Origin of the sequence: Shimazuella alba (assembly GCF_009831235.1) — a bacterium.
Lineage (GTDB): Bacteria > Bacillota > Bacilli > Thermoactinomycetales > Thermoactinomycetaceae > Shimazuella > Shimazuella alba.
The window spans coordinates 154114-179371 of sequence record NZ_WUUL01000006.1 but is presented as its reverse complement, the minus strand read 5'-3'; the positions used below and the strand labels follow the sequence as shown (position 1 = coordinate 179371).

21 protein-coding genes are annotated in these 25258 nt (G+C 38.6%); 9 read left to right on the top strand and 12 right to left on the bottom strand.

Annotation, left to right across the window (positions count from 1 at the left end; all coding sequences use genetic code 11):
- Positions 1-184: 184 nt before the first annotated feature.
- The 4 genes from GSM42_RS10770 to GSM42_RS10755 form a co-directional block, all read right to left on the bottom strand.
- On the bottom strand, positions 185-487 hold the full coding sequence (locus tag GSM42_RS10770; protein ID WP_160801546.1) for a putative quinol monooxygenase: 303 nt from the start codon (positions 485-487) through the stop codon (positions 185-187).
- Between the two features lie 14 nt (positions 488-501).
- Complete coding sequence (locus GSM42_RS10765; protein WP_160801545.1) at positions 502-1002, bottom strand: DinB family protein; 501 nt, start codon at positions 1000-1002, stop codon at positions 502-504.
- Positions 1003-1081: 79 nt separating this feature from the next.
- Positions 1082-2131, bottom strand: a complete 1050-nt coding sequence (locus tag GSM42_RS10760; protein ID WP_160801544.1) for a tetratricopeptide repeat protein — start codon at positions 2129-2131, stop codon at positions 1082-1084.
- Between the two features lie 3 nt (positions 2132-2134).
- Positions 2135-3901, bottom strand: a complete 1767-nt coding sequence (locus tag GSM42_RS10755) for an HSP90 family protein (RefSeq protein WP_160801543.1) — start codon at positions 3899-3901, stop codon at positions 2135-2137.
- A gap of 450 nt (positions 3902-4351) precedes the next feature.
- Between GSM42_RS10755 and GSM42_RS10750 the strand changes: the two genes are divergently transcribed.
- The 4 genes from GSM42_RS10750 (at position 4352) to GSM42_RS10735 (ending at position 7099) form a co-directional block, all read left to right on the top strand.
- Entirely contained in the window at positions 4352-5029 is a 678-nt protein-coding gene (locus GSM42_RS10750) for a hypothetical protein (RefSeq protein WP_160801542.1), read from the top strand.
- A gap of 220 nt (positions 5030-5249) precedes the next feature.
- Entirely contained in the window at positions 5250-5687 is a 438-nt protein-coding gene (locus GSM42_RS10745) for a MarR family winged helix-turn-helix transcriptional regulator (protein ID WP_160801541.1), read from the top strand.
- A gap of 28 nt (positions 5688-5715) precedes the next feature.
- Positions 5716-6138 (top strand): organic hydroperoxide resistance protein, encoded by a 423-nt coding sequence (locus GSM42_RS10740; protein WP_160801540.1) that lies wholly within the window; start codon positions 5716-5718, stop codon positions 6136-6138.
- 205 nt (positions 6139-6343) lie between these two features.
- Entirely contained in the window at positions 6344-7099 is a 756-nt protein-coding gene (locus tag GSM42_RS10735; RefSeq protein WP_160801539.1) for a pirin family protein, read from the top strand.
- Positions 7100-7512: 413 nt separating this feature from the next.
- On the opposite strand, the gene GSM42_RS10730 is transcribed toward GSM42_RS10735, so the two are convergent.
- The 4 genes from GSM42_RS10730 to GSM42_RS10715 all read right to left on the bottom strand — a co-directional run bounded on the left by GSM42_RS10730 (position 7513) and on the right by GSM42_RS10715 (position 10804).
- The gene (locus tag GSM42_RS10730) at positions 7513-8148 is read right to left on the bottom strand and encodes a trypsin-like serine peptidase (protein ID WP_160801538.1); all 636 of its coding nucleotides are present in this window, start codon (positions 8146-8148) and stop codon (positions 7513-7515) included.
- 251 nt (positions 8149-8399) lie between these two features.
- On the bottom strand, positions 8400-9011 hold the full coding sequence (locus tag GSM42_RS10725) for a YcnI family copper-binding membrane protein (RefSeq protein WP_160801537.1): 612 nt from the start codon (positions 9009-9011) through the stop codon (positions 8400-8402).
- Between the two features lie 10 nt (positions 9012-9021).
- Positions 9022-10281 (bottom strand): copper resistance CopC/CopD family protein, encoded by a 1260-nt coding sequence (locus tag GSM42_RS10720; RefSeq protein ID WP_160801536.1) that lies wholly within the window; start codon positions 10279-10281, stop codon positions 9022-9024.
- A 247-nt stretch (positions 10282-10528) separates the two neighbouring features.
- Positions 10529-10804 carry a hypothetical protein gene (locus GSM42_RS10715; protein WP_160801535.1) on the bottom strand — a complete coding sequence of 92 codons (276 nt, stop codon included), beginning with the start codon at positions 10802-10804 and terminating at the stop codon, positions 10529-10531.
- Between the two features lie 794 nt (positions 10805-11598).
- On the opposite strand from GSM42_RS10715, the gene GSM42_RS10710 reads away from it, so the two are divergent.
- Together GSM42_RS10710 and GSM42_RS10705 are read left to right on the top strand one after the other, a co-directional pair.
- The gene (locus GSM42_RS10710) at positions 11599-12435 is read left to right on the top strand and encodes a DMT family transporter (protein ID WP_160801534.1); all 837 of its coding nucleotides are present in this window, start codon (positions 11599-11601) and stop codon (positions 12433-12435) included.
- A 265-nt stretch (positions 12436-12700) separates the two neighbouring features.
- A complete protein-coding gene (locus GSM42_RS10705; protein WP_160801533.1) occupies positions 12701-13300 on the top strand; it encodes a DUF4241 domain-containing protein in 600 nt (199 codons plus the stop codon).
- A gap of 15 nt (positions 13301-13315) precedes the next feature.
- On the opposite strand, the gene GSM42_RS10700 is transcribed toward GSM42_RS10705, so the two are convergent.
- On the bottom strand, positions 13316-14641 hold the full coding sequence (locus GSM42_RS10700; RefSeq protein ID WP_160801532.1) for a protein kinase domain-containing protein: 1326 nt from the start codon (positions 14639-14641) through the stop codon (positions 13316-13318).
- A gap of 304 nt (positions 14642-14945) precedes the next feature.
- On the opposite strand from GSM42_RS10700, the gene GSM42_RS10695 reads away from it, so the two are divergent.
- The 3 genes from GSM42_RS10695 to GSM42_RS10685 all read left to right on the top strand — a co-directional run bounded on the left by GSM42_RS10695 (position 14946) and on the right by GSM42_RS10685 (position 20155).
- The gene (locus tag GSM42_RS10695) at positions 14946-19265 is read left to right on the top strand and encodes a PolC-type DNA polymerase III (RefSeq protein ID WP_160801531.1); all 4320 of its coding nucleotides are present in this window, start codon (positions 14946-14948) and stop codon (positions 19263-19265) included.
- A 55-nt stretch (positions 19266-19320) separates the two neighbouring features.
- Positions 19321-19731, top strand: a complete 411-nt coding sequence (locus tag GSM42_RS10690) for a hypothetical protein (protein ID WP_160801530.1) — start codon at positions 19321-19323, stop codon at positions 19729-19731.
- An 85-nt stretch (positions 19732-19816) separates the two neighbouring features.
- Positions 19817-20155 carry a hypothetical protein gene (locus tag GSM42_RS10685; protein ID WP_160801529.1) on the top strand — a complete coding sequence of 113 codons (339 nt, stop codon included), beginning with the start codon at positions 19817-19819 and terminating at the stop codon, positions 20153-20155.
- A 1959-nt stretch (positions 20156-22114) separates the two neighbouring features.
- Here the strand turns inward: GSM42_RS10685 and GSM42_RS10680 are convergent.
- The 3 genes from GSM42_RS10680 to GSM42_RS10670 form a co-directional block, all read right to left on the bottom strand.
- Positions 22115-22456 (bottom strand): ADP-ribosyltransferase family protein, encoded by a 342-nt coding sequence (locus GSM42_RS10680; RefSeq protein WP_160801528.1) that lies wholly within the window; start codon positions 22454-22456, stop codon positions 22115-22117.
- A 421-nt stretch (positions 22457-22877) separates the two neighbouring features.
- Positions 22878-24089: an FAD-dependent oxidoreductase gene (locus GSM42_RS10675; RefSeq protein ID WP_160801527.1), complete on the bottom strand. Its 1212-nt coding sequence runs from the start codon at positions 24087-24089 to the stop codon at positions 22878-22880.
- 47 nt (positions 24090-24136) lie between these two features.
- Complete coding sequence (locus GSM42_RS10670) at positions 24137-24766, bottom strand: TetR/AcrR family transcriptional regulator (protein ID WP_160801526.1); 630 nt, start codon at positions 24764-24766, stop codon at positions 24137-24139.
- Between the last annotated feature and the right edge of the window lie 492 nt (positions 24767-25258).

The window sequence follows — 25258 nt, the reverse complement described above, 5'->3', positions numbered from 1 at the left end:
TCATTCTCCATGAAATCAAAAACCAGGACGATTAGAAAAGTTCGTCCTGGAGTATTGATGGCTTTAAATAACAATGGAACTCACTATCCAAAGTCCAGTTGTATGGTAAACTACTGAATTTTAACCTTTTTCGAATGGGAAAGATAAAGAATAAAATACAACATCCAAAAGCCTCTAGAAGGTATTAAATTCCATGTCCTCCTAATGGTTGAAGTTCTACTTTTTCCACATGTTTGATAAGCGGTAAACTTGCCGTAATGTAGTCTTTACTGTCTTCCATGGATAGAGATGCTTGATGAGTTTCCTTGCTGGACCAAACTTCTGTTACCCATAGAACATTTTCATCTTCGATGGACTGGTTGATCACATAAAGTTCACATCCAGTCACCAAGTCCATCATTTCTGCTACTTGCAACAAAGTATGAGCCAGTTCTTCACGTTTCCCATCATGAGTAATAAACTTCACATACATGCCATACTTACTCATATTTACCGGGCTTCTTAGACTAGTGGTACTTTCCCTTGTGCGATTTGATCTTCTTTTGTGGGACCAAATAGTCCAGGGATCGAAAGACCAGCTTGTCTCATCAAGACTGTCATCTGTCCACAGTGGTGTATGGTATGATTGATGACGGTAAAACGTAAGGTTTCCCCATTTTTCCATACTTGCCCAAAAAGCTCTTTTGATTCCTGTAGAGATTGGTCGTTCCACTGTGTAGTAACTGCATTTAGTAGTGATTCTGTCATCTTTTTGTATTGATTGGCTATGTACTTTGCTGATTTTAATTGGCTTTCGTCTGCTTTCGCAGTTGGTAACGTTAATCCTACCATGGATAGAAGCTGGATAGATTCTACTAAATGCCATGCGATTTGTCCTAACGAACGATGGTCACTGGTTATTTTTTGTTCAAGAGATGCATCTGTTAAGGTATCAAATAGTTTTTGTGTATTTGCCAATAATCCTTTCGATTCATTACGAAACTGCTCAATTGTTACAAACATATATATCGCCTCCAAGTTTATGATTACCATTTTATTATAAAGAATTACCCTGACAACTACTGTCAGGGTATTTTGGATACTAGTTCTTTATTTGATGGAGATGTCGAATTTCGGTTTGAATACGATCGATCTTTTTCGTAAATACATCTGTTTTGTTTTGTTTATTAAATAAATTGGCTAGTCGCACTAGTTCTTCGTTTATTTGAGTCATGTTGTTTGTATCAGGTAATTTGACTGTCTTTTTCGTCTCTTCATCTAATAAATCCCATAAGACAGTAGCCACGGTATAAAATTGATATCGTACAGCGGATTCGTCTGAATCAATCGCTTCAGGTAAGTATTTTTCCAACAGAGAAATTGCTTTTGGTATGTCTGTGATAGTTGCATAGGTGAGTAAATGAACAACGGTATCCATAAATCCTGTTTGGTTATAGATTAATTGATAACATTTTTGATAGTAATCATCTGCTTCCTCTTTGCGATTTGCCTTCAAAAGAGGAAGCAATAAGTCAGCATAGGTTCGATGAGGGACGCTATGACAAGACAATCTTCTTTTTAAGATAGGCTCTGCGACTGCCAATGCTTCTTCTAATTTATCTAAGTATAAAAGGGTTTTTGTTTGGTTTGCCAATGTACAAGCTCTACAATCGGATAGAGAGTCACTCGGTTCTCTGATCCATTTTTCATAATAATGCTGAACTTCGTCTGTCTTCTCTAACTGCATTGCTAATGCTTGCTTGATATAGTAATAAAAGTGAGGGCCATGTCCAGTTTGGGTAAATCTCTTTTTTAAATCTTCTAATGTGGCTTTCACTTTTTGGAGTTCTATATCTGGAAATTCAAGTAATCGATCTGTTACCCACTTGTAATTCCACATCATTTGATGGTCATTGTACATATTAGGATTTTTGTCATATTGTGCTAGACACCATGCAAAGGCAACAATTGCTTTTTCCCCATGTCCAGAAAAAATCGCTGTGTCTACTAATTCCATACGAGCATCGAACTGTGCATCTATGTCAAGATGAGTATCTGCTATCCGAATAGCTTCTTCTAACAATCCGATTTTTACTTTTCCTCTAGGAGCTAAGTAAGCCTGTTCTAGTAATTCTTCAAATTTCTCTACCATTATCTATTCTCCTATCCCTTGCTCAATAAATGAAATTAATCCTTTATTCAATAGCTGAAACTCTTGTTTTTTCAACGGATAGTTTCCAAGTAAGAGAGCTTGAACATACAAGATTTCAATAACTAATTGATTTCGTTCTCTGTTGTTGGATTGAATCACTTTTTGAATCGTTGGATTTTGAAAGTTAAAGCATAGTTGTGCATCATTTGGCTTTACTTTATTGCTCGTTAGTTGTCCGATGATAGAAGAAAACAAATCATTGGTCTCTTCTTTGGTTTGTTCTGTTGTACGCATAAAAAGTGCATCTTCATTTGTGGTATATAATGCAGGAAGATCAGATGGTTGATAGTTTCTCATCTCAGCCGTGCAATGATAAGGTTGCAAAACAAGATTTGCAAGTTCTACAAAATCAAAAGCTTTTCTACGATCTTCTAGGGATAGATCAGTGAATTGATACATAAAAGTACTAGGATTTGTTTGTTCTACAGTCAGTTCAGGGAATACCGAACCCAATTTTCCGATCAGTTCTGTGTCATGGACATATGCACCATTGATCACACATACGGATTGCGATTTTGCGACTTGGCTGATCTGGCGAAATTCATCCATATTAGGAGTGTATAAAATGTTGTTTGTATGCTTACGGATTTCTTTCACCGTCAAACGACCTAATGATGTGGTAAATGGCAGCCAGTCAATGAAAAGAGCATATAACTCGTCATCTTCTTTTGCTAAAAACTTGAGCGATTCATAGTGTACCTGAATAATTTTTTCAAATAAGTCAGGATTTGTTTTGGTCAGCTGAACCAGATATCGCTTGATACATTCGCCAAGCTCTTTTTGCACAAGTTCAAGACGCGCATCATTGGAAAACTCTTCACGTGATGCTGTTGGTTTCAGTTGGTTTACATTTAAGATACTGGTTACAAAAAACGCCCATTCAGGTAATATTCCTTCTATTTTTTCAGAGAGAAGCATTTGTTTCACATAGACGCGATGTCGCTGTTTTGCATTGACGCGGATAGAAAACGGTAAAACATAGGCAACACCTTGTGCTTCGCCTGTAGCAGAAAATAGTGGGATGGCATCTAAGTATTCGATATCCATTTTCTGTTTTCCGTATTGGAGTGCTTCTTGTGAGTTCATCTCCCAAGGAGTTTTTTCGGCATTTAGTCGGATTGATTCATTGCCATAAAAATGAATTGGATAGGGCAAAAATTCTCCATAATGGCGAACCATTTGTTGAATTTGGTCTACTTTAAAGTAAGAATCAAATCCTTGCTTACTCTGTAAATAAATCCTTGTTCCAGGCTCCATTTTCTGTTCCAAAACTTTAATGGTATAACTTCCATCAGGTTTACCACGCCATTCGATGGTTTTGTCCTCTTTCACCGAGCAGGTGAGAAGGACAATTTCATCACTGACGATAAAACATGATAACAAACCTACTCCAAATCTACCAATGTAATCTTCGTTATCTAATTTATTTTTTGATGTTTGTCCAATTTGCGCTAAAAAATGGTGAACTTCTTCTTCTGTTAACCCGATTCCGTTGTCTTCTATATATAAGGTTGGATAAGCATTGTTAGGTGCAAATAGTTCTAATCCAATTTCACCTTTATGATCGGGTTCTATTTTTTGGCGTGCTGTGATCGCGTCCACACCATTTTGGATGAGTTCTCGAATAAAAACTTGTGGTGTGCTATATAGGTGGTTGGACAGTAGATCAATCATACCTTTGAGATTTACTTTGAAATGAAATTGATCCATTTTATATCTCCTTATCCTGTTGTAAATAAATTATGATTTAAATTTTATTATAAATATGAATCACAAACCAGTAATTAGATAGATTTTAATTGGAAAGACTTGGTTCAGAGGATCTTTTGTACCAAAACTGCATATGAACTTTAGTAGGTATTATTTATACGGAGCTTGTCGATAAATAAAGTTTAAACATGTTAGAAAGTCGCATGATTCTTGCGCACCTACGGCACAAGTCGCACTATGTTTTCCGCGTCTGCCGCTCCTAACCGACAAAGGATACCCCACCCGTGAGCATCTTCGTTTTTGTATGGAATAGTGCAACAGGCTCTATATGGAAAAAAAGAGATAAATTTTAGCTGAAAAATGATAAAATAAGATTACTTCAATATTCTCATAATGATTTGACCTCTATTTCCGTGTAAATCAAAGTATACAAAGATAAGGGGTGTTTATATGGAAAGAAAAATTGATAAGATTTTATCACGTATTTTACCAGGTGGACTACCTGCGTATCCGGGTTTACCAAAACGGTGGTATTTGTATCCATATGGGCTTGTGATTTTTTTCTTTTCTGTTCTAGTGGCTATTTATTTTATTAGTAGTAATGCAATCATAGAGTTTCCTGCAAGACCCGAATATGTACTCACGATTTCGACATCGTATTTATTACCATTGATACTAGCTCTTTGTTATATCATTCGTTCTAGTTATCGCTTTTGGTTTATTTCCTTATCAGAGCCACATACTTTTGAACAATTTGTTTCTTTTGCAGAATTTGTCAAAGCGAAAGGAAATCTTTCTCAAACTATTATCATCTACGAATTCATGTTGGATCAGTTTGCAGACAAAGATGTAAGCGCTACCGAGGTAAATTTAGGAATAGCATATCTCCAAAGAGCAACTAAACAGGATGTTTTATCGATAGATAGAAAAAAAGGCATTACACATTTAAGAAATGCTCTTTCCACGAAAGATACTGATATAAAAGTATTAGCACTACAACATTTAAGGGATCATTATATTTCTATAGAAGAGAAGGAAAATTTGGATGAAATAGATAGCGAGTTACAAAAAATAAAGTTGAAGCAATCAGATGATTTATCCTCTACTAGTGAAGCGAGTTTAAAATAATTACTTGAGAGATCACCGAAGGGTGATCTTTCATTTTTTAAAATTGTTTTGATTATACAGGGTACTCAGTGGAGAAAATAAATAGACAGATTGACAACGATTTTGTAATGTGTTAACTTGATTGTGTGCAATTAAATTGTTAACAATATATTTACAAAGAAGGTGGCTGTTTTGCTGGTACATAGGAACAACGAAGCAGTTTCAAAGGGTTAGAAGAGTGATGGCAAAAAAAGACGATATGCTTCGCTTAGACTCACAACTTTGTTTTTCCATATATGCTTGCTCAAGAGAAATCATAGGCCTTTATCGTCCATTATTAGACGATTTAGGGATAACCTATCCACAGTATTTGGTGCTGCTTGTACTCTGGGAGCAAAAAGAGTGTACGGTAAAAGAATTAGGTAATCGGCTCTACCTAGATTCGGGGACACTTACTCCTATGCTAAAGAGGATGGAAAACAACGGTTTGGTGAAACGATTTCGTTCTCAGCAGGATGAAAGGGTAGTACTCATAAGTTTGACGAAAAAAGGAGAAAGTCTAAAGGAAAGAGCTTATTGCATACCAGAGGAGTTTCTAGCGAAGAGCGGTTTCACGCTAGCAGAAATGAAGGAAATGTTAGTGCGCTTACAATCATTACGAAAACAAATGAACGCATGAAAAAGTAAATAAGAAAAGGGGTATAAAAATGGAAGCTTTGTATACAGCAAAAGTAACAGCAGAAGGTGGAAGAAATGGACGAGTTGTGTCAAGTGATGGGGTTATTGATTTAGAGGTGAAAATGCCAAAAGGACTGGGAGGTCCAGGCGGAGAAGCTACCAATCCAGAGCAACTATTTGCGGCGGGATATGCTGCTTGTTTCGATGGTGCTTTAAATCTCGTGATCCGTAAAAAACGGTTAAAAGAAGTAGAGAGTACAAAAGTTACAGCCAATGTTTCTATTGGTAAAGATACAGATGGCGGTTTTGCTTTAGCTGTTCAATTGGATGTGCAAATTATAGGTGCAGATAAAAATACAGCCCAAGAATTGTTAGAAGCTGCTCACCAAGTATGTCCTTATTCCAAAGCTACAAGAGGAAATATAGATGTCGTTCTTCATGTAGTGGAGTAATAAAAGGTTTCCAAAAATGGAACCCACAGACCAAAACTCTTGGTCTGTGGGTTTTGGTTATTCGTTCGAAAGGATATAAAATTATATCCGAACACTCGTTTCTTTATTTTTTTCGAGCAGCTTCACAAAAGTAAGTTTATCGTTTATACTTTGGAAGGCAGCACATAAGTTTGGTTATTATTTTATTGTTCGGAGAGGTGTATTTATGGGTATAACAATTTATCCTCCAGATCAACAAGCAGTTGGCAGTTTTGATGGAGGTAAGATTACAGAGCAAAAACCAATTGGGTTTTCTGGAGAAGGATCAGCAGTGAAAAGGATAGGCCCTTTATTCTATTGGGCTTGGGCCCATGCAGATCGAGAAGGATATATTCCATTACATCCGCATCAAGCATTTGAAATTATTACGTATATGATAAATGGTCAAGCAGAGCATGGAGATACACTTGGAACGAAAAGCATAATAGGTGCTGGCGGTGCACAAGTGATGCAGACAGGTTCAGGGGTTTCGCATGAAGAAAGATTTATTGGTCCCAATATGGAAGGATTTCAAATTTGGTTTGAGCCATTTATTAAAGAATCGATCAAAAAATCTCCTGTTTATCACCAGTATAATGCGACTGATTTTCCTGCTGTTGAAGACAATGGAGTACAGATCAAAACGATTATAGGAGAAGGATCCCCAATCGATTTAACTGCTGATGTACAAATGTGGGATATTCAAATGGACTCTCATCGTGTCTATGAACATACTGTTCCAGAGGGATATAGTTTAGCCTCGTTGGTATTGCGTGGAGATGGTAGGTGGATCGAAGAAGATGCAGCAGAGTTTCAAGAAAAGGATTTTATTGTACTAGAGGCCGAAAGCGAGCAAACCTTTGAGTTGCAATCAAGTGCAAAGTTACGTATATTGCTTATTCAGGTTCCTACAAAGACAGCATTTGACACTCTACACGGCTAAAGCTGTGAGATTCTTGGGACGGCAGTCTGATGACTACTTCCTTACCAAGCTAACCCCGTGTGCCCCACGGTTAATTAGAGTTCTTTGTTGCTACAATCAACATAGACAGACGGCTTGGTTTTCGCAATTCTGTCTAGTTTTTCCATACGTATAGCATTTTACGTGCAAAACGATTGGTTTGCACAACCTGATATACTATCTTGTTTTCAACGAGCAACTAGGGATATTCTACCAACAGAACTTACGTTTGTAAAGATGTATTTTGAAAATATTGTCAGACTTTCAGGAGGGGAAATCCTCCTTTGGTTGATGCTCACTATCCCTCGATTAAAACCGCTGGATTTCTCGCTCGCAAATCTATAAATTGCCCGTGGATCAACCGAGGTATAGCTTTGAGTTGATCCACGTGGACACTACTTCGACAACCGTTTCCACTCCGAAATTTCTTTCAGAGCTGGTTTATCGAAAGTTTGGAAGAGTGGTCCATTGTCCCCTTGGGAGAGCACACCATAGGCCACTTTTTCTCCGTTTACAGAGAAAGTTGCTCCAGATTGCCCATGATAGGCAGGACCAATCATATGCAGTTTGTTATGGTTTTTCCTCCTGATTTCATCTACGATGAGCGTGTATTCCCACATTTCTAAGTGCTTCTTTTTTTGCTTGTGTCCCGGGAAGTTAGCTGTTACAACTAGATCTCCCTTATTTCCTTGATAGGTTGCAACCTTGTACGGTTCCCGATCTACGGGAGAGTTCAGGAAGAGAGCTGCATAGTCATACTCACTGGTAGTTGGATTGTACCTGGAACTCAGCGAGTATCGAGAAACGCCCAGCGTTCGATACTTTCCGCCTTCCTCCATCACCGCAACCAATGCTTCCTCTACCTCGCCTGATTTAGGAATGAGACAATGAGCAGCGGTGAGAGCGACTTGCTTGCTGACCAAAAATCCGCTGCATCCCACGGAAGATCCATCATTTATGTGGACCTCAACATAGAGAATGCTTTCGTGATTCTTCGCAGTTCCGGTAACATGTCTTCCTTTGGAATCCATGAGCGAACTCACGACCGCGCAGAAAGACACAAGGATAGCAACGAGAATGACCCAATAGCGACGCACTTTTTCCGATCTTTCCTGTAGAGTAGTGTCCTTTTTATTAAGTATATATAGTATAAGTATAAACAGGTATATCAATGAAGAAGAATCGGTTACAAATGGTTTTTCTTTGGATGATAACACTTACTTTTTTCTTCTACCATTTATAAAAGTAAAAAGCCCCTTCCTATAGAAGCGACTTTTTGTTGTTATGCTTTTTTTCGGAACAAACTGATGAGCGAAAGCAGAAGAGCCAGAGAAGCAATACCTATTGCGATCCATTCAAATTTGCTAACGGATGTCGATTGTGTAGTGGAGTTCGCATTCATCGTGGAATGATCGGCTTCATCGATGTCTGACTTTACACTTATGTTGGTAACCGAAGCAGGTTTGTCGCTTTCAGGTGCTCCTGTCCAATCAACTACTGATCCATCTGCATATGTTTGGTGAGCTTTCCAAGAAAGGGTGGACGCTTGTTTTGGGTTTGCACCTATAAATGCAAACTCAAAAAATTCGTGTGCCTTTATACCATCTCCCGTTGCAGTCCAGATAATACCGGTATTCCGGCCATCGGAACCTTTTACAAACTGATAGTTCCAACCAGCTACGGGCAGTACTGTCTCCACAGTAGCATTTTTTGGGAAATTAAGCTGGACTTTTATGGTACTACTCTCTTTCTCAGATGGAACACGAACGGTGTATTTTTCCCATGTTCCAACGGTTGATTCTTTCGGCCATACGGTAACATGTGCATCAGCGATTTTTACAAATCCAAAAAACGAGAAGATGATTAGTGCTAAGCAGTAGTGTAATTTTTTCATTATTCTCTCCTTATGAAGGCAAGATTGGATAAGCGATTTGACTCATCCAGATGCCGAGTAGTAATGCGATCAAACCAAAAATCCATTCCGTTCGTAACGAATCCCTCTCTAAAGCCCCATTTATTTTCCATTGTCTTGTTTGAATTGTTGCATAGATGATCATTCCCATAACGAGCATCACTTTCACAGCCAGAAACCGACTCCAAAAAGTTTGAAATGTGATAATCGCCGAGAAGTTCGTTTGTATCATAACTAGCAGAAATCCACTTATGATTAATAGACTGGAAGCGATGAAGGCCATTCGGGAGAAGAATGGACGAAAACGGGATAGCGTAGCTAATACTTTTGCTTGTTGCCTGTTCGATACGAATAAGAGATAAGCGATTCCCCCAAGCCATAGCGCACCAGACCATATATGGAGAAGTCGTGCTGTCAATGCTAAGATCATATTTGGGCTGGACCATAGGTGTCCACCAAACGCACAGGTTGCGGTAATCAATATCCAAAGAAAGAGATACCATGTTTGGACCATATTTGGGATGAGCAATAACACAAACAGCAAAACTTGTAAGATCAGTACCATTGCATATGGAATTTTACTGAGTTGAACAATCTGGCCTTCCAAAAGTAATTTGGTTGATAGATTTTGAGGAAGCTCGGAAGCATATAACAACCAAATTCCAATCTGTAATAATAACCAAATAACTGCAAGAAACCATTTCCAGCGGTGTGAGGGAAACCACGTAACATTTGGGAGGCTTCGTTTGGACGCAAAAAAAGAAACCCATATAAAGCCTGCACTAAGCAGCAACCAACCTTCGTTAAGAAAACGGAGTAAGATGAGGGCAAATGCCAGAAAAGGGTGGGATACACTACTTTCTCCAGCTGTTGTTGCAACCTTCTGGCCATAAGCAAACGAATAGCTTCCACTTACCGGATGGCCATCTCCTGATAGGACAGACCATTTAACGGTATATGTACCTTTTGCAAGCGGTGGCAGAGATGCAATCACAATGGAAGGATTTTTTGGAGCCAATTTGATAGCTACAGGTAGCGATTGTGACCTTGGATTTGTGATGCTGATGGTGACCGTATCGAGTTGTAATTGCTCACTAAAGTGAAGCTGGATTGTCTTTGGAGCTTCTTGCTGCACCTCATTTTGTTTTGGCTTGCTGTCTATCAGGTGAGTGTGTGCGGATGCAGTATCAGGAATACAGAATGTACATAAAAAAACAGTAATCATTAGTACAAATGGTATGATTCGTCGCATAAACTTGTCCCGCCTATAGATTAGTTCCCGTTTGTTTTTCATTCTTTATTATAGAAGGAAAAACATTTTTTGATATGACCCAAATGGGCTATTCTTACATAATAAGCATAAAAAAATACAAATTGATATAAAATCATTTGCATTCGAGATAGGAATTCGGTTTGTTTGACCTTGGATATAAATAATCTTGTTACTGGAAAGACAGAAAATACGCGCTGGACAACCTTTTCAGGCTGTCCAGCTTAGGTCACTTCTGGGGCAAACACATAAAAGTGAGTGTAAGTCCCGGTGAAACCTGAATGGGTTTCTTCACTCGAATAGACTGAGTATTCCCTTTGCTCAGCGTACACCTCCCGATGATGATGCTTCCTCGTCTAAAGATGTATTGATCAGTAGATGAGGTCACATCAGGCCGATTTGCCTGAGCCATGAATGTATAGGCTTGAATCTCCCAAGCCCCCACGACTACTTTGATCGGAATGCGATCTGACGCATATTCATAAGGATAATCAGTTGAAGCCATAGCTCCTCCATTCGTTTTGCAAACCAAACATTCTATATCCATTATAGACGATTTATCATTTCATCACAGAAAAAAGACTAGAGAATGGTGTACTCTACTAGTCTTTTTTGTTTATATGGAAAACACGTTATGTGTTTATTTACGTCGCCTGTACACTCAGCTTATATTTAGATGTATGACACCTAAATCACCAAGGTAAGTGTACAGGCTTAGGATGACTACCATCGTGCGGTGACATCCACCCAATCCTCTCTACTAGGGCCTTTTAATCAGCTCTTCGGCGGGCGAACACGCTCGCACTCGGGGCAACCGGCACCCTGACCGATGGCGCCGTGCTGGCAGCGAGTCTCAGGCATGATTCCTCCTAATGGAGTATGACTATATAGCTCCTCATTAAGCTAATAGCGGGTGAAATCTCCTCGGATTGGGAGACAACTTCATTATAATACAAAGATAAAATATATTCTACTATTTTCTTTAAATTTTCTTAAAAAAAATTTTCTATCTTATGTTTTTTATCAGAACTTTCTTTGTAGAGTGCTATTTTTTTGCGCATTGTAAACTTTATCACACTAATATATTAGCGATTTATTAGTGTCAAGAATGTGAAAGTAACATTTGCAAACAAAACGGATAAGCAGGAAAAATTATATATTTTTAATGGTTATAATATATTTTAAAAAATAAACGATCGTTCGATATTTAATTTTTAAAATATAATTCCAATATATAATATAAATAACCTTGTATATAAATAGTGAATCTTTATTACATTTTGTTAGGGAAGTGATCGATTGACTGGATTTATCTTGTTTTTATTAGTGATTGCAGCACTTGGACATGCATGGTGGAATGCGATCTCCAAACAAGTCGAAGAGAAAGATTCTTTTTTTACGTTAATTTTAGGAATAGCGGTAATAATCTATTTTCCTTTAGCGTTATATTTATTCTTGCATCATTCTATTCCTATCCATGCTGCTTGGTACATGATGGGAAGCACCGCATGTGAATTGATTTATTTCTATGGATTAGCACGATCCTATCAACAACTGCCTCTCAGTTATGCTTATCCGATCGTGAGAGGATTAGGTCCATTGGTGTCAACACTTATCTCGTTTCTCTTAGGAGTGACGCTAACAGGCTGGGGGATTGCTGGGATCATGGTTGTGGTTGCGGGGATACTCCTCATGCAGTTCAGCGGAAAATTTTTTATACAAACAGGAACGGGCTGGGCTTTTTTAGCAGGTGCAATCAATGGATGTGCTTTAACCTTTGACAGTATGGGTGCTGCGATGATGTCCGGCATTTTATTTAAGTATATTGTTTTTATTGGAATATTGGTTGGGAAAGTGATGATGGATCAAAAACCTTTTCAGACTTATTATGATGTGTTTTTAAAGCATAGAAGGAAAGCGATAATTGGTGGAGTATTTACTTTTGGGGCGAATGCAGCTACCCAATATGCCCTGCAAACGACACCAGTTGGGTATGTATCTGCAACAAGAGAATTAAGTATCGCTTTTGGTGTGCTTATTGGATGGATATTATTTAAAGAGCGAATAAAGCAAAATCAATATATTGGGATTGTTTTATTGATTGGAGGGATACTTCTTATCAAGCTAGGAGGATAGATCATGAAATATGGTGTACATAGAGATAGTTTTGTTACAACTTCTCCATGAGAATGGGAGATTTGGGGCAGATAGATTCACAATATTTATCCAATCGAATAAGGCATGTTCCAAGCCTGATCACTATAGTTTGTTTTGGGAGAATGCTTTTAAAAGTTTATCAGATACGAAGATTTCGTTTACATTCTGTTATTGTAATGAAATATGATTGAAATTTAATTATCTTCTCATTATGTTATGATAAGAAAAAAATTGGAGGGGTTTGATGAGTCGATTTTCCTTACAGACAGATAAAAACGTAGATATAATGGAAAAAGAGTGGCAAAAATTAGGTACTATCCTGCTTCCTACAGGACGAATTGTGGCGTGTGACCCATACATATATCCTTTAGGAGAAGAATACGAGCCGTTTGTACAAGTTGTACCGCAAGGCAGATATCCGGTTTATTTAAATCGTATTACTTCTGAGGGAAAAGACAACGGACAAGTAGCTCATGCCATGTTGCGTTTTGGTGATGGGAGAGTAGCTCGGTGGGAGCTAGCCACTACCAAAGGGCAAGATATCAGAGCGCTAAAAGAAGATCAGATTTATGGATATGCGGTAGATGCTGGTGTTGGTTGTTTTATGGATTTAGAGACAGCCAAACTATTACGTTTTCGCAGAGATGAAGTAGAAGATGATGGAGATTGGATGAAATTAGTGTACAAAGATGATCGAACTTGGGGAGAGAAAATGCTAAACCAAGTAGGTTACAATGTGTTTTGTTTTCAAACAGGCAATGGACACGGAGTTTACCCAACTTATTGGGGCTATGATGAAGACGATAAGCCTGTGTGTTTAATCACAGAGTTTATAAAATCATAGAAAAAAAGGTGGTTCTTATGAACCGCCTTTTTTTGATTGCGCTTTTACTTGTAAAATATAAGCATCTTTTGAATCCTTCACACCAGATTGTTGTACAATAGCGAGTTGATCATTTGCTTGATTTTTGTCCGTATAATACCCAAGGTAGACACGGTAATGTTGTTTTCCATCTAAATCTTGTGGGGAAATAGTAGCATTTAGTTGATGATTGCTGAGTTTTTTTACTAATTTTTCTGCGTTTTCACGATGTTGAAAAAGACCAACCACAATAATATAAGATTTTTCGTTTGTTGTAGTAGATGTTTGCTCTGTTGATACATTATTTGTATTGTCTGCATTTGGTTCACCTGGTGACGAGAAAAAATATCCCAAACAAACAATAAGAATAACTCCTAAACCAATCAGCATATATTTCAATCTGCTAGAAGTATTTTGTGTTTCTCTTGTTTCCCTTTTCCACTCCACTTCATATTCATCGGAGGAAGTGGTGATATGTGTTTCTGGATATGATTCTGGAACAGGATCAGACAAAGTTTGTTGCAATGCAAATTTAAATTCATCAGCGTTTTGGTATCGTTCTTCTGGTTTTTTAGCCAGTACTCGGTTTATCACCTGTTTCAATGATTCGGATAGATCTTCTTGTACTAATCGTGGATCTGGAACTTCATCATGTAGGTGCATCATTGCTACCAAGATGTGTTCTTTTGCATCAAACGGAACAGATCCTGTTAACATTTCAAACAGCACTACACCAAGTGAGTATAGATCAGATGGATAGGATATAGTTTGACCACTCGCCTGTTCAGGTGAGAAGTAATGAACAGACCCCATCACTGTTCCCGTTTTCGTTAGATGGGATGCGCCATCTACTAATCGTGCAATACCAAAATCCGTTAACTTGTATCTGCCATCAGGTGTACAAAGGATATTATGCGGTTTAATATCACGGTGGATGATACCTTGTCTATGCGCATGAGCTAAACCATCACTGATTTGAATGGTAATATTTACTGCTTCTTCCGCCGATAGAAAGCCTTTTTCAATGATGTGATCTTTCAATGTTATGCCTTCTACAAACTCCATTACCATGTAATACAAGCCGTTTTCCTCGCCGGCATCGTATACATTCACAATATTGGGATGCGATAATCTTCCTGTTGCTTGTGCTTCAAGAATGAACCGTTTCACAAACTCATCATCTTTTCCAAGATTCGGGTCCATTACTTTAATGGCAACAATACGATCTAGAATCGTGTCTCTTCCTTGATATACGGTAGCCATTCCGCCACCAGCAATATCTTCTAGTATCTCGTACCTGCCAGCTATAATCTTACCTAACATGGTATCACCTTTATCATTATGATTCATAGGGATGTAGTCCATTGCTTATTATATCAGGTAAGCAATTGTTTGTGTCCAAATCCTTGTCATAAGCGTGAATCTTTTGAGACATAGAAAATATCTGGCAGTGCTTATCATTAATTTATGAAAATGCTGTGGATTTATCGCTAAGAGAATGTAAAAGTTTTTTATTTTTTTGTTCCAATCAGGTAAGAACAAAGTGTTTTGCGAAAAAGAAATGCAGGGACTTCTGAAGCGAAAAATGTTAAACTTATTCCTACTATGAGAAAAGGATGTGGGGGATTTGTCGAGAGGCTATGAAGCTCTACAAAAATTATTCTCCGTCGCTAAAATCCCTTCCGAATGGTATCAAGCATACTTCACCCAATCATTCATTACAGAAGTAAACGTTCAATTACAAAAAAAATCTTGGATGATACATATACATTTACCTGAGCTTGTACCGATCGAAATATGGGAAGGAGTCCAAGAAAGGATTCAGCGTTATTTATCGCCTAGTGTCGAAGCCAAGGTACAGTTTATCTATGATCCATTAGAAACAAAAGTCGTAATGGAAAAATACTGGCATTGGATCAAAACCCAAATCGCTGAGAAATCAGCCGTTGCTTCTAGTGGCTGGTTAGGGAAAGCAAAATGGAAGATAGTATCCAATAGTCTGGAGATAACTTTCCCCAATCAATTTATGGAAAAAATGGCCAGACAAAAAGAATTGGATTCACTGGTACAAGGATACTATCGTCGTTTGACAGGGCAGGAAATCAGAGTAGTTTTGAAAACAGATGAACAGTTACTTGACACAACCGAGCATGAAGAAAAAAAACAGCAGGAAGAACAGGTGCTTCGCCGTGAGCTTTACCAAAACCAAATTAAAGAAGCTGCAAAAGTAGAAGACAAAGGTCCTGCTGTGGAGAAGATCCAACTCGGAAATCAAATTCAAGATTCCCCGGTGCCAATCGATTCGATTCAAGATGAAGAGAAGAGAATTACCGTCGCCGGAGAAGTGTTTGGGATTGATTGGAAGGATCTGAAAAGCGGAAGAACATTATTTACTTGTTACTTAACCGATTATTCTAATTCGATAGCAGTTAAATTATTTGCAGATAAAGAGGACATGCCAACATTACGTCAAATCAAAAATGGTGTTTGGCTCAAAATTCGTGGTCCTGTGCAATATGATACTTTTTCACGTGATCTTGTATTGACAGCAAGAGATTTGGTAGAAGTATCCAAAGTGGACGATTATCGGATGGATGAAGCAGAGGAGAAACGAGTAGAACTTCATTTCCATACAGCAATGTCAGCCATGGATGGTTTATATGGATTTGAAAAAGAAGGATTCTCACAGTTTTCCAAAGTGTGCAAAAGATTAAAAGAGTGGGGACATACTGCTTTAGCAATAACAGATCATGGTGTTATTCAAGCATTTCCTGAGGCATATGATGTTGGAAAAAGTCATGGCATAAAGATGCTATTGGGTATGGAGGCTAATGTGGTAGACGACGGTGTCTCTATCGTGATGAATCCAGCAGATCGAAAACTCGAAGACGATGTTTATGTGGTATTTGATGTAGAGACCACAGGTCTTTCTGTCAGTCATGATGTCATGATCGAGCTAGCAGCAGTTAAGATGAAACAAGGGAAGATCATCGATCGATATGAAACGTTTATCAACCCGCATCGTCCACTTTCTGCATTCACTACTGAACTAACTGGAATTACAGATGATATGGTACAAGATGCTCCAGAATTACACGAGATTTTACCAGATTTTATTCAGTTTATCGAAGGCAGTGTGATTGTAGCGCACAATGCTCGATTTGATATGGGCTTTATTCAAGCGGCTTTTCGCAGGAATGGGCATCCGATCGCCACTAATCCAGTGATGGATACATTGGAATTAGCTCGGTTTCTCTTTCCTGACTTGAAAAACCATCGATTAAATACATTAGCAAAAAAATTCGACGTTACCTTGGAGCAGCACCACCGCGCGATCTATGATACAGAAGCTACGGGTCATGTGCACTGGAAACTAATCGAACTCCTATTAAAAAGAGAAATCACTCAGCTAGATGAAGTAAATGAAGCTAGCAAAAACAGAGATCTCAATCGATTGCGCCCTTTTCATGCTATTATTTTCGCCAAAAATAAAACGGGACTTAAAAATTTGTACAAGCTCGTGTCTTTATCTCATATTGAGCATTTTTATCGAGTGCCTAGGATTCCAAAGAGTCTATTAGAAGAGTATCGGGAAGGTCTGATCATCGGTTCTGGTTGTGAAAAAGGAGAACTGTATGAAACGGTTCTCAACAAGACACCCGAAGATGCGGAAGAAGTAGCTAAGTTTTATGACTACCTAGAAATTCAACCGCTCGAAATGAATCAACACTTGGTGGAAAAAGGCTTAGTAGATAGCATTGATCGGATCAAGCAAGCAAATAAATTAGTTGTGAAAATTGGGGAGAAACTTGGTAAACCTGTTGTAGCAACGGGAAATGCGCATTATTTGGATGAAAAGGATGCCATTTACCGAGAGATCGTGTCCAATAACCAAATGGGTGGAGCGCGTTTTACTGGTGCTCTACCACGGGCTCATCTGCGGACAACCGATGAAATGTTAGAGGAGTTTGCTTATCTGGGTAGCGAAAAAGCAAGAGAAGTGGTTATTACCAATACTCAATTGATTGCAGATCAGATCGAAGATATCAATCCGTTTCCAGAAGGAACCTACACTCCAGAAATCGAGGGTGTAGAAGATGAATTGCGCGAAATATGTTATGAAACTGCTCATGCATGGTATGGAGATCCACTCCCTGACATTGTAGCAGAACGCTTGGAAACGGAATTAAACGGGATTATTAGTAACGGCTATGCCGTTATTTATATGATTTCGAGTAAATTAGTAGTAAAGTCAATCGAGGATGGATATTTGGTAGGATCAAGAGGATCAGTAGGTTCTTCCTTTGTTGCGACCATGTCACGTGTTTCAGAGGTGAATCCTCTACCACCACACTATCGTTGTCAAGATTGCTTTGTTACCGAGTTTGTGACAGATGGTTCCGTTGAAACTGGGTTTGACTTGCCAGACCGTGTTTGTCCAAAGTGTGGATCGCAAATGAAAAAAGATGGCCATGATATACCTTTTGCGACTTTCCTTGGATTTGAAGGAGATAAAACACCTGATATTGACTTGAACTTTGCCAGTGACTATCAAGCTAGATGTCACTCCTACACAGAGGAATTATTAGGAAAAGAGTGTATTTTCCGCGCTGGGTCTGTTGGTACAGTAAAAGAGAAGACCGCTTTTGGATATGTGAAGAAGTACGCAGAGGAAAACAATCGTACTTTCCGCCAAGCTGAAATAGCTCGAATTGCTAACGGCTGTATCGGAGTAAAACGAACCACTGGACAGCACCCAGGTGGATTGATGGTTGTACCAAAAACGATGGATGTAGAAGATTTTACTCCTGTCCAACGTCCAGCAAACAACATGAAATCAACAGTAACTACTACACACTTTGATTACAATGCGATCGGTGGGAAGATTTTGAAGCTGGACTTGCTCGGACATACAGCTCCAGCGATGTTAAAGATGTTAAAAGATATGACAGGTGTTGACCCTGTTACGCTACCCACAAACGATCCAAAAGTAATTGAGTTGTTTAAAAGTACGGATTCTCTAGGGATTAAACCGGAAGATATCAGTGGTGTGACACTAGGAACGCTTGGGATTCCCGAGTTTGGAACAGCTTTTGCACAAGGTATCTTAGAAATTGCTCGTCCACGAACGATTGGGGAGTTCACTCGTGTTTCTGGCTTGTCACATGGTACGGATGTATGGGCTGGGAATGCCCGGGAATTAATCCAAAACGGAGTCTGTACCCTGTCCGAAGCGATCTGTAACCGGGATGATATTATGCTCTATTTGATTCGCAGAGGACTGCCAAACAAGACTTCCTTTAAAATTATGGAAGCAGTTCGAAAAGGAAAAGGTTTGACAGAAGAGCAAGAAGCTCTGATGAGAGAACATGATGTACCAGAGTGGTATATAGAATCCTGTAAAAAGATCAAGTATATGTTCCCAAGAGCACACGCAGCAGCTTATGTTATCTCTGCAATTTGGATTGCTTATTATAAGGTTTATCATCCAGAAGCATTTTATGCTGCATATTTTAGTAAAGCGATTAACAACTTTGATATCGAATTGATGGGAAAAGGGTATCAATCTATTACGAATGCGATGAAAGAAATCAAGGAAAAAGGTTATGGAGCCTCTCAAAAAGAGAAACAATTTATGACGATTTTGGAGTTAGCTCAAGAGATGTATGCGCGTGGTATTAAGTTTTTGCCAATTGATATTCATCAATCCCATGCAGATAAATTTTTGATCCGCGATGGTGGATTGCTTCCACCTTTTGCTTCGATTGCAGGGGTTGGAGAAAGTGCTGCAGAAGGAATAGCTGAAGCGCAACAAGCTGGTGAATTTCTTTCTATTGAAGATTTACAGCGGCGTGGTCGTATTTCCAGTACAGTAGTAGAGAGTTTGCAGCGCATGGGTTGTTTAAAAGGATTACCTGAAAGCAATCAACTCAGTTTGTTCGTATAGAGTTGCAAATTTAGCGCAAACTCATAAGGAGAAAGAAATGGAGGCGTGACGAAACATGTACTATACCTATAGACGTAGATCAAATGGCAGTTCCTTTTTGATTTGGTTACTCATTTCCGCAGTTGTAATCTTATTCATTTCTCCACGAGCACGTAGAAAAGTTGGTGGATGGCTAGGTACCCTTTCTTCTCTTCTCATGGGAGTCGGAAAAGATATAGGACGAAAGGTTAATCAAGTAGGGATCAATATCTCTGATAAGTTTCGTACCTATAAGTTGTCTGATCTAGCTGGTGGTTTCATGCGAACATATACTGCTTCCAAAGGAAGCAAAATTTCTTCTAACGAGCAAGAAGAAGAGGAAAATATTTATTTTCACGATTTGACTTCTCGCGAAAATCAAACGGATGAAGAAGATGAGCACCATGAGGATGAATCCAATGATATGAAAAAATATCCACACGAATAGTAGACAACACCCCATATTCACGATGGGGTGTTTTTTTGTTATTCTAAAAAAGAAGTTGAAGGTACCTGCTACAGAGAGGGTCTCCATGAGTACTCAGGGTGGACGCGTAACCGTAGGGCGTGTAGACATTGCGCTTGCAGGTGCTGATAGCAGCGGATTTGAAGTTATGGAGTCAGGTACTCATGTCATCTACAACTTTGTATGTGGTATCACATTTCATCTCAAATTCCAGAGCACTTCCCCGAAACTCACCATAAATGCTACTAACCACAGTGTGTCTTGGGGTGGAATCACAAGGTCAGTAACGGCAACCTTCGATTACAACTGTACACCAGTGCCGCTGGAGTGTAAGTCTTCAAAGGGCGATTTTTATGCAGCATGGACGATCACTGCTCATCGAAACGAATGTCGCTGTAAGCGATAATCGTCTCGTTCTGCTAGTCTTTTGGATTAGCAAAACTGGGATAGACAATCTAATTGTCTACCCCAGTGTCATTTTATAAATGCATGGGGAAATATCCAAATAGAACATGATTATAAGAGTTTGTTGTAATATTCCATACAAAAGCGAAGGTGCTCGCGGGTGGGATAGGGCGGCAGACCCGGAAAACATAGCGCAACTTGCCACGAAAGTGACATAGTGCGACTTGTGCCGTAGTGCGCAAGCATCAAGCGATTTCTTAACATGTTGAAACTTTATTTATACAATAATTTCTAAAAAATTATTTCGAAAAGTATATTTCTATTTATATTTAAAATGGAAATTTAAAGGATAGTTTACAAAATATACATATAGAAATATCGAAAAGGTATTCAGACTTGATATAATACAATTACAGTTTAAATAAAGGGGTTGTATACATCATGAAATCGGTACTTACTTTATCCATAGCTGCTTTTGCTTGTTTAATTGGGGATGTTAATTTTATTGATAGTTTCAATAATTGGAATGTATTGAATATTTAGCCGGATTTAAAAATGTTTATAAAAATATACATAAAGGGGTTGCGAATATCATGAAAACAGTACTTACATTATCGATAGCAGCATTTGCTTTTAGCTTAATCGGGGATATTAACTTCCTCGACAGCTTTAATAACTGGGAAGTATTAGACGTTTAGTTTGAAATAAAATCGTTAACAAAAAGGGGTTGCAAATATCATGAAGACAGTACTTACACTATCGATAGCAGCATTTGCTTTTAGCTTGATCGGAGATGTTAACTTCCTTGGTAGCTTCAATAACTGGGAATTGCTAGACGTTTAGTTTGAAAAAAACTGTTAACAAAAAGGGGTTGCAAATATCATGAAGACAGTACTTACACTATCGATAGCAGCATTTGCTTTTAGCTTGATCGGAGATGTTAACTTCCTTGGTAGCTTTAATAACTGGGAATTGCTAGACGTTTAGTTTGAAAAAAACTGTTAACAAAAAGGGGTTGCAAATACCATGAAGACAGTACTTACATTATCGGTAGCAGCATTTGCTTTTAGCTTGATCGGGGATGTTAACTTCCTTGGCAGCTTTAATAACTGGGAATTGCTAGACATTTAATTATGAAATAAAACCGTAACCAGAAAGGAGTTGCGTACATCATGAAAACAGTACTTACATTATCGGTAGCAGCATTTGCTTTTAGCTTGATCGGGGATGTTAACTTCCTCGGTAGCTTCAATAACTGGGAATTGCTAGACGTTTAATTATGAAATAAAACCGTAACCAGAAAGAAGTTGCGTACATCATGAAAACAGTACTTACATTATCGGTAGCAGCATTTGCTTTTAGTTTGATCGGGGATATCAACTTCATCGGCAGCTTCAACAATTGGGGGATTTTGAACCTCTAGTTTAAACGAGAACGACATTTACATAGTACAGCCTAAGATAAACCATATCTTGGGCTGTTTTAGTTTTATGATAATAAAGATATATTCGCAGATCGTTAGTAGATTTTTTGGTCAAGACGCATCCTATTTTCAGTAGAAATGCTGTAGTAAATGATGATCTGTTCTTAATAATTTCACTCTATTTTTACAAGGAAATCTCCATTTGGCTCGCGTTGATGTGTTTCGAATAAGAAAAAATAGAATATACTATTTATTTGCATTGTTAATGCTGGGATTTGATATGTATATATGGAGATGATTTTATAATGTTCTGAAATAATCGGAAGATCTTTGCTTGTTCGAGACAAGTCCAAAAGATAATAAAAAATGTAAAGAAATAAGGATAGGAGTTTATTACTGGTGCTGATTCTAGGATTATTAACACAATAAGAGAATCTTCCTTTTTCAAAAAAGTAAGCATTCTCTTGCTATATATAATGGATACTCTATATATCTTTTCAGGTGCTAGCACAAAATGCTAACACCCTCACAAATCACTTAGGAAATGAGCTTCTCCAGATTAAGTTTTGCACGTTCCCATGAACTCACAGCCGACCGAATGATGTCTGGCAATGTCGACTTGTACTCTGGACTTGGCGCAATCTCAGGTGCTCCATCCAGCAAGAAATAAATAGTGAGTAGATGACCTGTTACGTCCTCCTCGATTCTCATTTTGCAGATGGCCGAATGAATCTTGTCCACCTTTTTAGCGAGTGCAGGTGATGTGTTCAAGGTCTTTTCTGTGAGCTTCTTGGCATCTTCGATAAGGTTACCAAGCTCATTCAAATAACCTCGGAGAGCGCGCTTCTGATCCTCACTGGGCTGCTTGTTCTTGGTCACCTTTTCTCCTCTTGATCTGTGAGTGTAAAATAACACTTTCATTATATCTACAGAACAATATAAATACAATGAATGATCCTTATCCTAGGATGTACCTTTGTGAATCAACACCACTTAATAAAAAATAGAAACTCTCTATTGCGGAGCTGCCTAAGTTGGATCATTATTCAAGCTTTATTTATACGGATTGAAAATTTATTAATTTTATCGCAATCCTTTCCGATTACCAATCAATACCCATCTGTATCTACTTGCTTGTTGACGATAGGATTCTTGGGTAGTTAACGTTCGCAATTCGTTTCCGTTGTAAAATAGATGGATGGTCGCATTAGTAGCAACTCTCGATAGATCTGATATTGTTACGCACCTTATACATATTAGAGCTTATAGCAGTATAATGCTACTCCAATCCAGAGATATCTCACGCAATATGGTCGGGATTAGGTTTGTTGGCCAGAAGATTTTGGATGGGTTTGAGTGCCGCTTCAACGCTAACAAATTTCATCGCAATGCCGCGAAGAACAGCAAGGGTCCAGCTTCGATGAAACATAAATCTCGCTAAACGACGGGAAGTGTTCTGAGCAGTTTCGACTCGGGGACGCTGCATCTGCTCGTAGGATTGAAGCTGAGCTGCTAAAGTATCTAAGTGGGAGTGTTGTAAAATGCGAGTGAGTACCCATGCTGATTCCATCGCCATTCCAGCCCCAATACCCGCAGTTGGTAGAAATCCTGCGGCGGCGTCACCAAGTAGTACGGTTCGTCCAAAGACCCACTTAGGGGAACGACAGTCTTTAAGCGGCCAGTAGTAGGGATTAGGGCTACTGGCAACGTTTCTTAAAGCGCTATCCATCCGTGGATTGATGATAGTAAGTTTGCGACGTACATTCTCAACAAATGAGGCAGGTCCTACTTTTGTGTCCTTGTGAGAACCACCAAGAAAGACACCGAGTTTGCCTTTGACAGGGTAAATACCAAGAAAAAAACCAGCGCCCCAAATCTCTTCACCTAGATCCATATTGGTGTCTTCGGTAGTCCAGTCAACCCAGCCACCCCATTTGGTGTCTACCATCTCGACCGTATTGCTACCTAGTATCAGCTCACGAGTGGTCGAATGGATACCGTCTGCAATGATGACAAGGTCAAATTCAAGTTGATAGGACTCTCCGTCGGTGATAAAGTTCACGGTGGTACCAGTCGCAGAGTCGTTTATCCCGGTGACTGTAGTGCTGAAACTTACATTACAACCATCATTGGTTAGCGTTTCGATCAGCTTGCCGCGGGCAATACCCCGGTAGTCACCATACCGGGAAAGAATGTTATCCATTGGGTCTATACGCAGCATTTTTCCCGTGTGGGCATGAAAACCGAATCGAGCAAGGGCAGTGCTATTTTGCAGGTAGTATTCACGAACTCCAATGTCTTCGAGTACCTGATCAACCATTGGCATCAATGCCAACATATAACCTGGATGACCTTTGTCTTTATTTCTTTCAATTAAAACGGGATGTCTGCCATAACGTCGTAGCAATTGTGCCGCTGTAATACCTGCGATCCCTGCACCGACAATCAAAATTCTCATATTATCCCTGCAAGCTTGTTCATATTGTTGGTTGATACTTGTTGACTCTAGCATTTTTACCCTCCTCGAAACCGTACCCAGCAATCAAAAAATCCGTATTATTATTCTCCAGCTGTTTGTTTGAGTTTTCCCATAAACAAGAACTCAATATGTTTTTTGATCTGTTCTAATAATTTGTCACAGGACATGTTCTCATCGTAAATATAGAGCATGGTATCTGTTATCGCGATACTATATATCGTGTATGCAGCGTCTTCAGGATTAATCGGAAATAGAAAACACTTCGAATTTTCTTTGATCAACTTGGTAAACCAATCTATCATTTCTTCATCAAGGTTAAATAACACACGTCTTAGATCGATGCTCTCTTCTGCTTCTTCTGTTAATACGTGGACGATTTCTCTCAAAAATGACTTGGGATAATGATCTAGAGATAGTGTGAGCTCTTTTAAAACCTTGATAATCGTATCAACTAAATCACCTTTTAAAACAGCATCCAGTTTATATACATTGCGATTTTGTACCTGCTCGAATTCTTTTGAAAAAATAATCAGCAGCAGTGCTCCTTTGGAAGGGAAGTAGTTATAAATCGTTCCAGCCCCGACATTGGAACTCTTTGCTATGTCCGCCATGGAAGCTTTTTTATATCCTTTTTCAGTAAATATCTTTTTTGCAGACTCTAATATTCGTGTTTGTGTTTGAAGTTTCTTATCTTCACGTAAACCAGCCATTGATTATTCACCTTCAAAAATATGAATGGATTCATTTATGAACATATTCATATTTTAACGCTGCAAAAAAAATTTGTCAAATGAGGCATAGTTTTATTTCCTGGCACTTACAACAGTACGAAGAAAAAATCATTTCATCGATGATGTTGTTTGGAGAAATCTGTGATAAATTATCCAAGCTATTTTGATAAAAAGGAAAAAGGTATATGAAATGAAAAAATCACCCATATGTTGGTGGGGCGATTAGAAAATGGAATGTATTATACTTAGGTGGAAAGGAAAACCGTTTTTATATATTAACAATCTTAGATATCATAGGGTTCAGCTCCGTAAAAATGATTTTTTACATTGTGCAATGGAGTCACCACCTAGTCTGTGATGTGTTTCAATATACTAAGATGGTACATGGAAATTACAAATAGGTTCGGTAAAGTATATAGCAGATGATTTTTTTACCATTCAAGTGAATATATTTAAGGGAGTTCTGGATCA

Bases quoted from the DNA above. Each gene is read 5' to 3' on its own strand.
- GSM42_RS10675 (WP_160801527.1), bottom strand. From the start codon at position 24,089: ATGCTAGAGTCAACAAGTATCAACCAACAATATGAACAAGCTTGCAGG.
- GSM42_RS10705 (WP_160801533.1), top strand. From the start codon at position 12,701: ATGAGTCGATTTTCCTTACAGACAGATAAAAACGTAGATATAATGGAA.
- GSM42_RS10740 (WP_160801540.1), top strand. From the start codon at position 5,716: ATGGAAGCTTTGTATACAGCAAAAGTAACAGCAGAAGGTGGAAGAAAT.
- GSM42_RS10760 (WP_160801544.1), bottom strand. From the start codon at position 2,131: ATGGTAGAGAAATTTGAAGAATTACTAGAACAGGCTTACTTAGCTCCT.
- GSM42_RS10715 (WP_160801535.1), bottom strand. From the start codon at position 10,804: ATGGCTTCAACTGATTATCCTTATGAATATGCGTCAGATCGCATTCCG.
- GSM42_RS10765 (WP_160801545.1), bottom strand. From the start codon at position 1,002: ATGTTTGTAACAATTGAGCAGTTTCGTAATGAATCGAAAGGATTATTG.
- GSM42_RS10735 (WP_160801539.1), top strand. From the start codon at position 6,344: ATGGGTATAACAATTTATCCTCCAGATCAACAAGCAGTTGGCAGTTTT.
- GSM42_RS10685 (WP_160801529.1), top strand. From the start codon at position 19,817: ATGAGTACTCAGGGTGGACGCGTAACCGTAGGGCGTGTAGACATTGCG.
- GSM42_RS10750 (WP_160801542.1), top strand. From the start codon at position 4,352: ATGGAAAGAAAAATTGATAAGATTTTATCACGTATTTTACCAGGTGGA.
- GSM42_RS10745 (WP_160801541.1), top strand. From the start codon at position 5,250: ATGGCAAAAAAAGACGATATGCTTCGCTTAGACTCACAACTTTGTTTT.
- GSM42_RS10670 (WP_160801526.1), bottom strand. From the start codon at position 24,766: ATGGCTGGTTTACGTGAAGATAAGAAACTTCAAACACAAACACGAATA.
- GSM42_RS10690 (WP_160801530.1), top strand. From the start codon at position 19,321: ATGTACTATACCTATAGACGTAGATCAAATGGCAGTTCCTTTTTGATT.
- GSM42_RS10730 (WP_160801538.1), bottom strand. From the start codon at position 8,148: ATGGATTCCAAAGGAAGACATGTTACCGGAACTGCGAAGAATCACGAA.
- GSM42_RS10700 (WP_160801532.1), bottom strand. From the start codon at position 14,641: ATGTTAGGTAAGATTATAGCTGGCAGGTACGAGATACTAGAAGATATT.
- GSM42_RS10755 (WP_160801543.1), bottom strand. From the start codon at position 3,901: ATGGATCAATTTCATTTCAAAGTAAATCTCAAAGGTATGATTGATCTA.
- GSM42_RS10720 (WP_160801536.1), bottom strand. From the start codon at position 10,281: ATGCGACGAATCATACCATTTGTACTAATGATTACTGTTTTTTTATGT.
- GSM42_RS10770 (WP_160801546.1), bottom strand. From the start codon at position 487: ATGAGTAAGTATGGCATGTATGTGAAGTTTATTACTCATGATGGGAAA.
- GSM42_RS10725 (WP_160801537.1), bottom strand. From the start codon at position 9,011: ATGAAAAAATTACACTACTGCTTAGCACTAATCATCTTCTCGTTTTTT.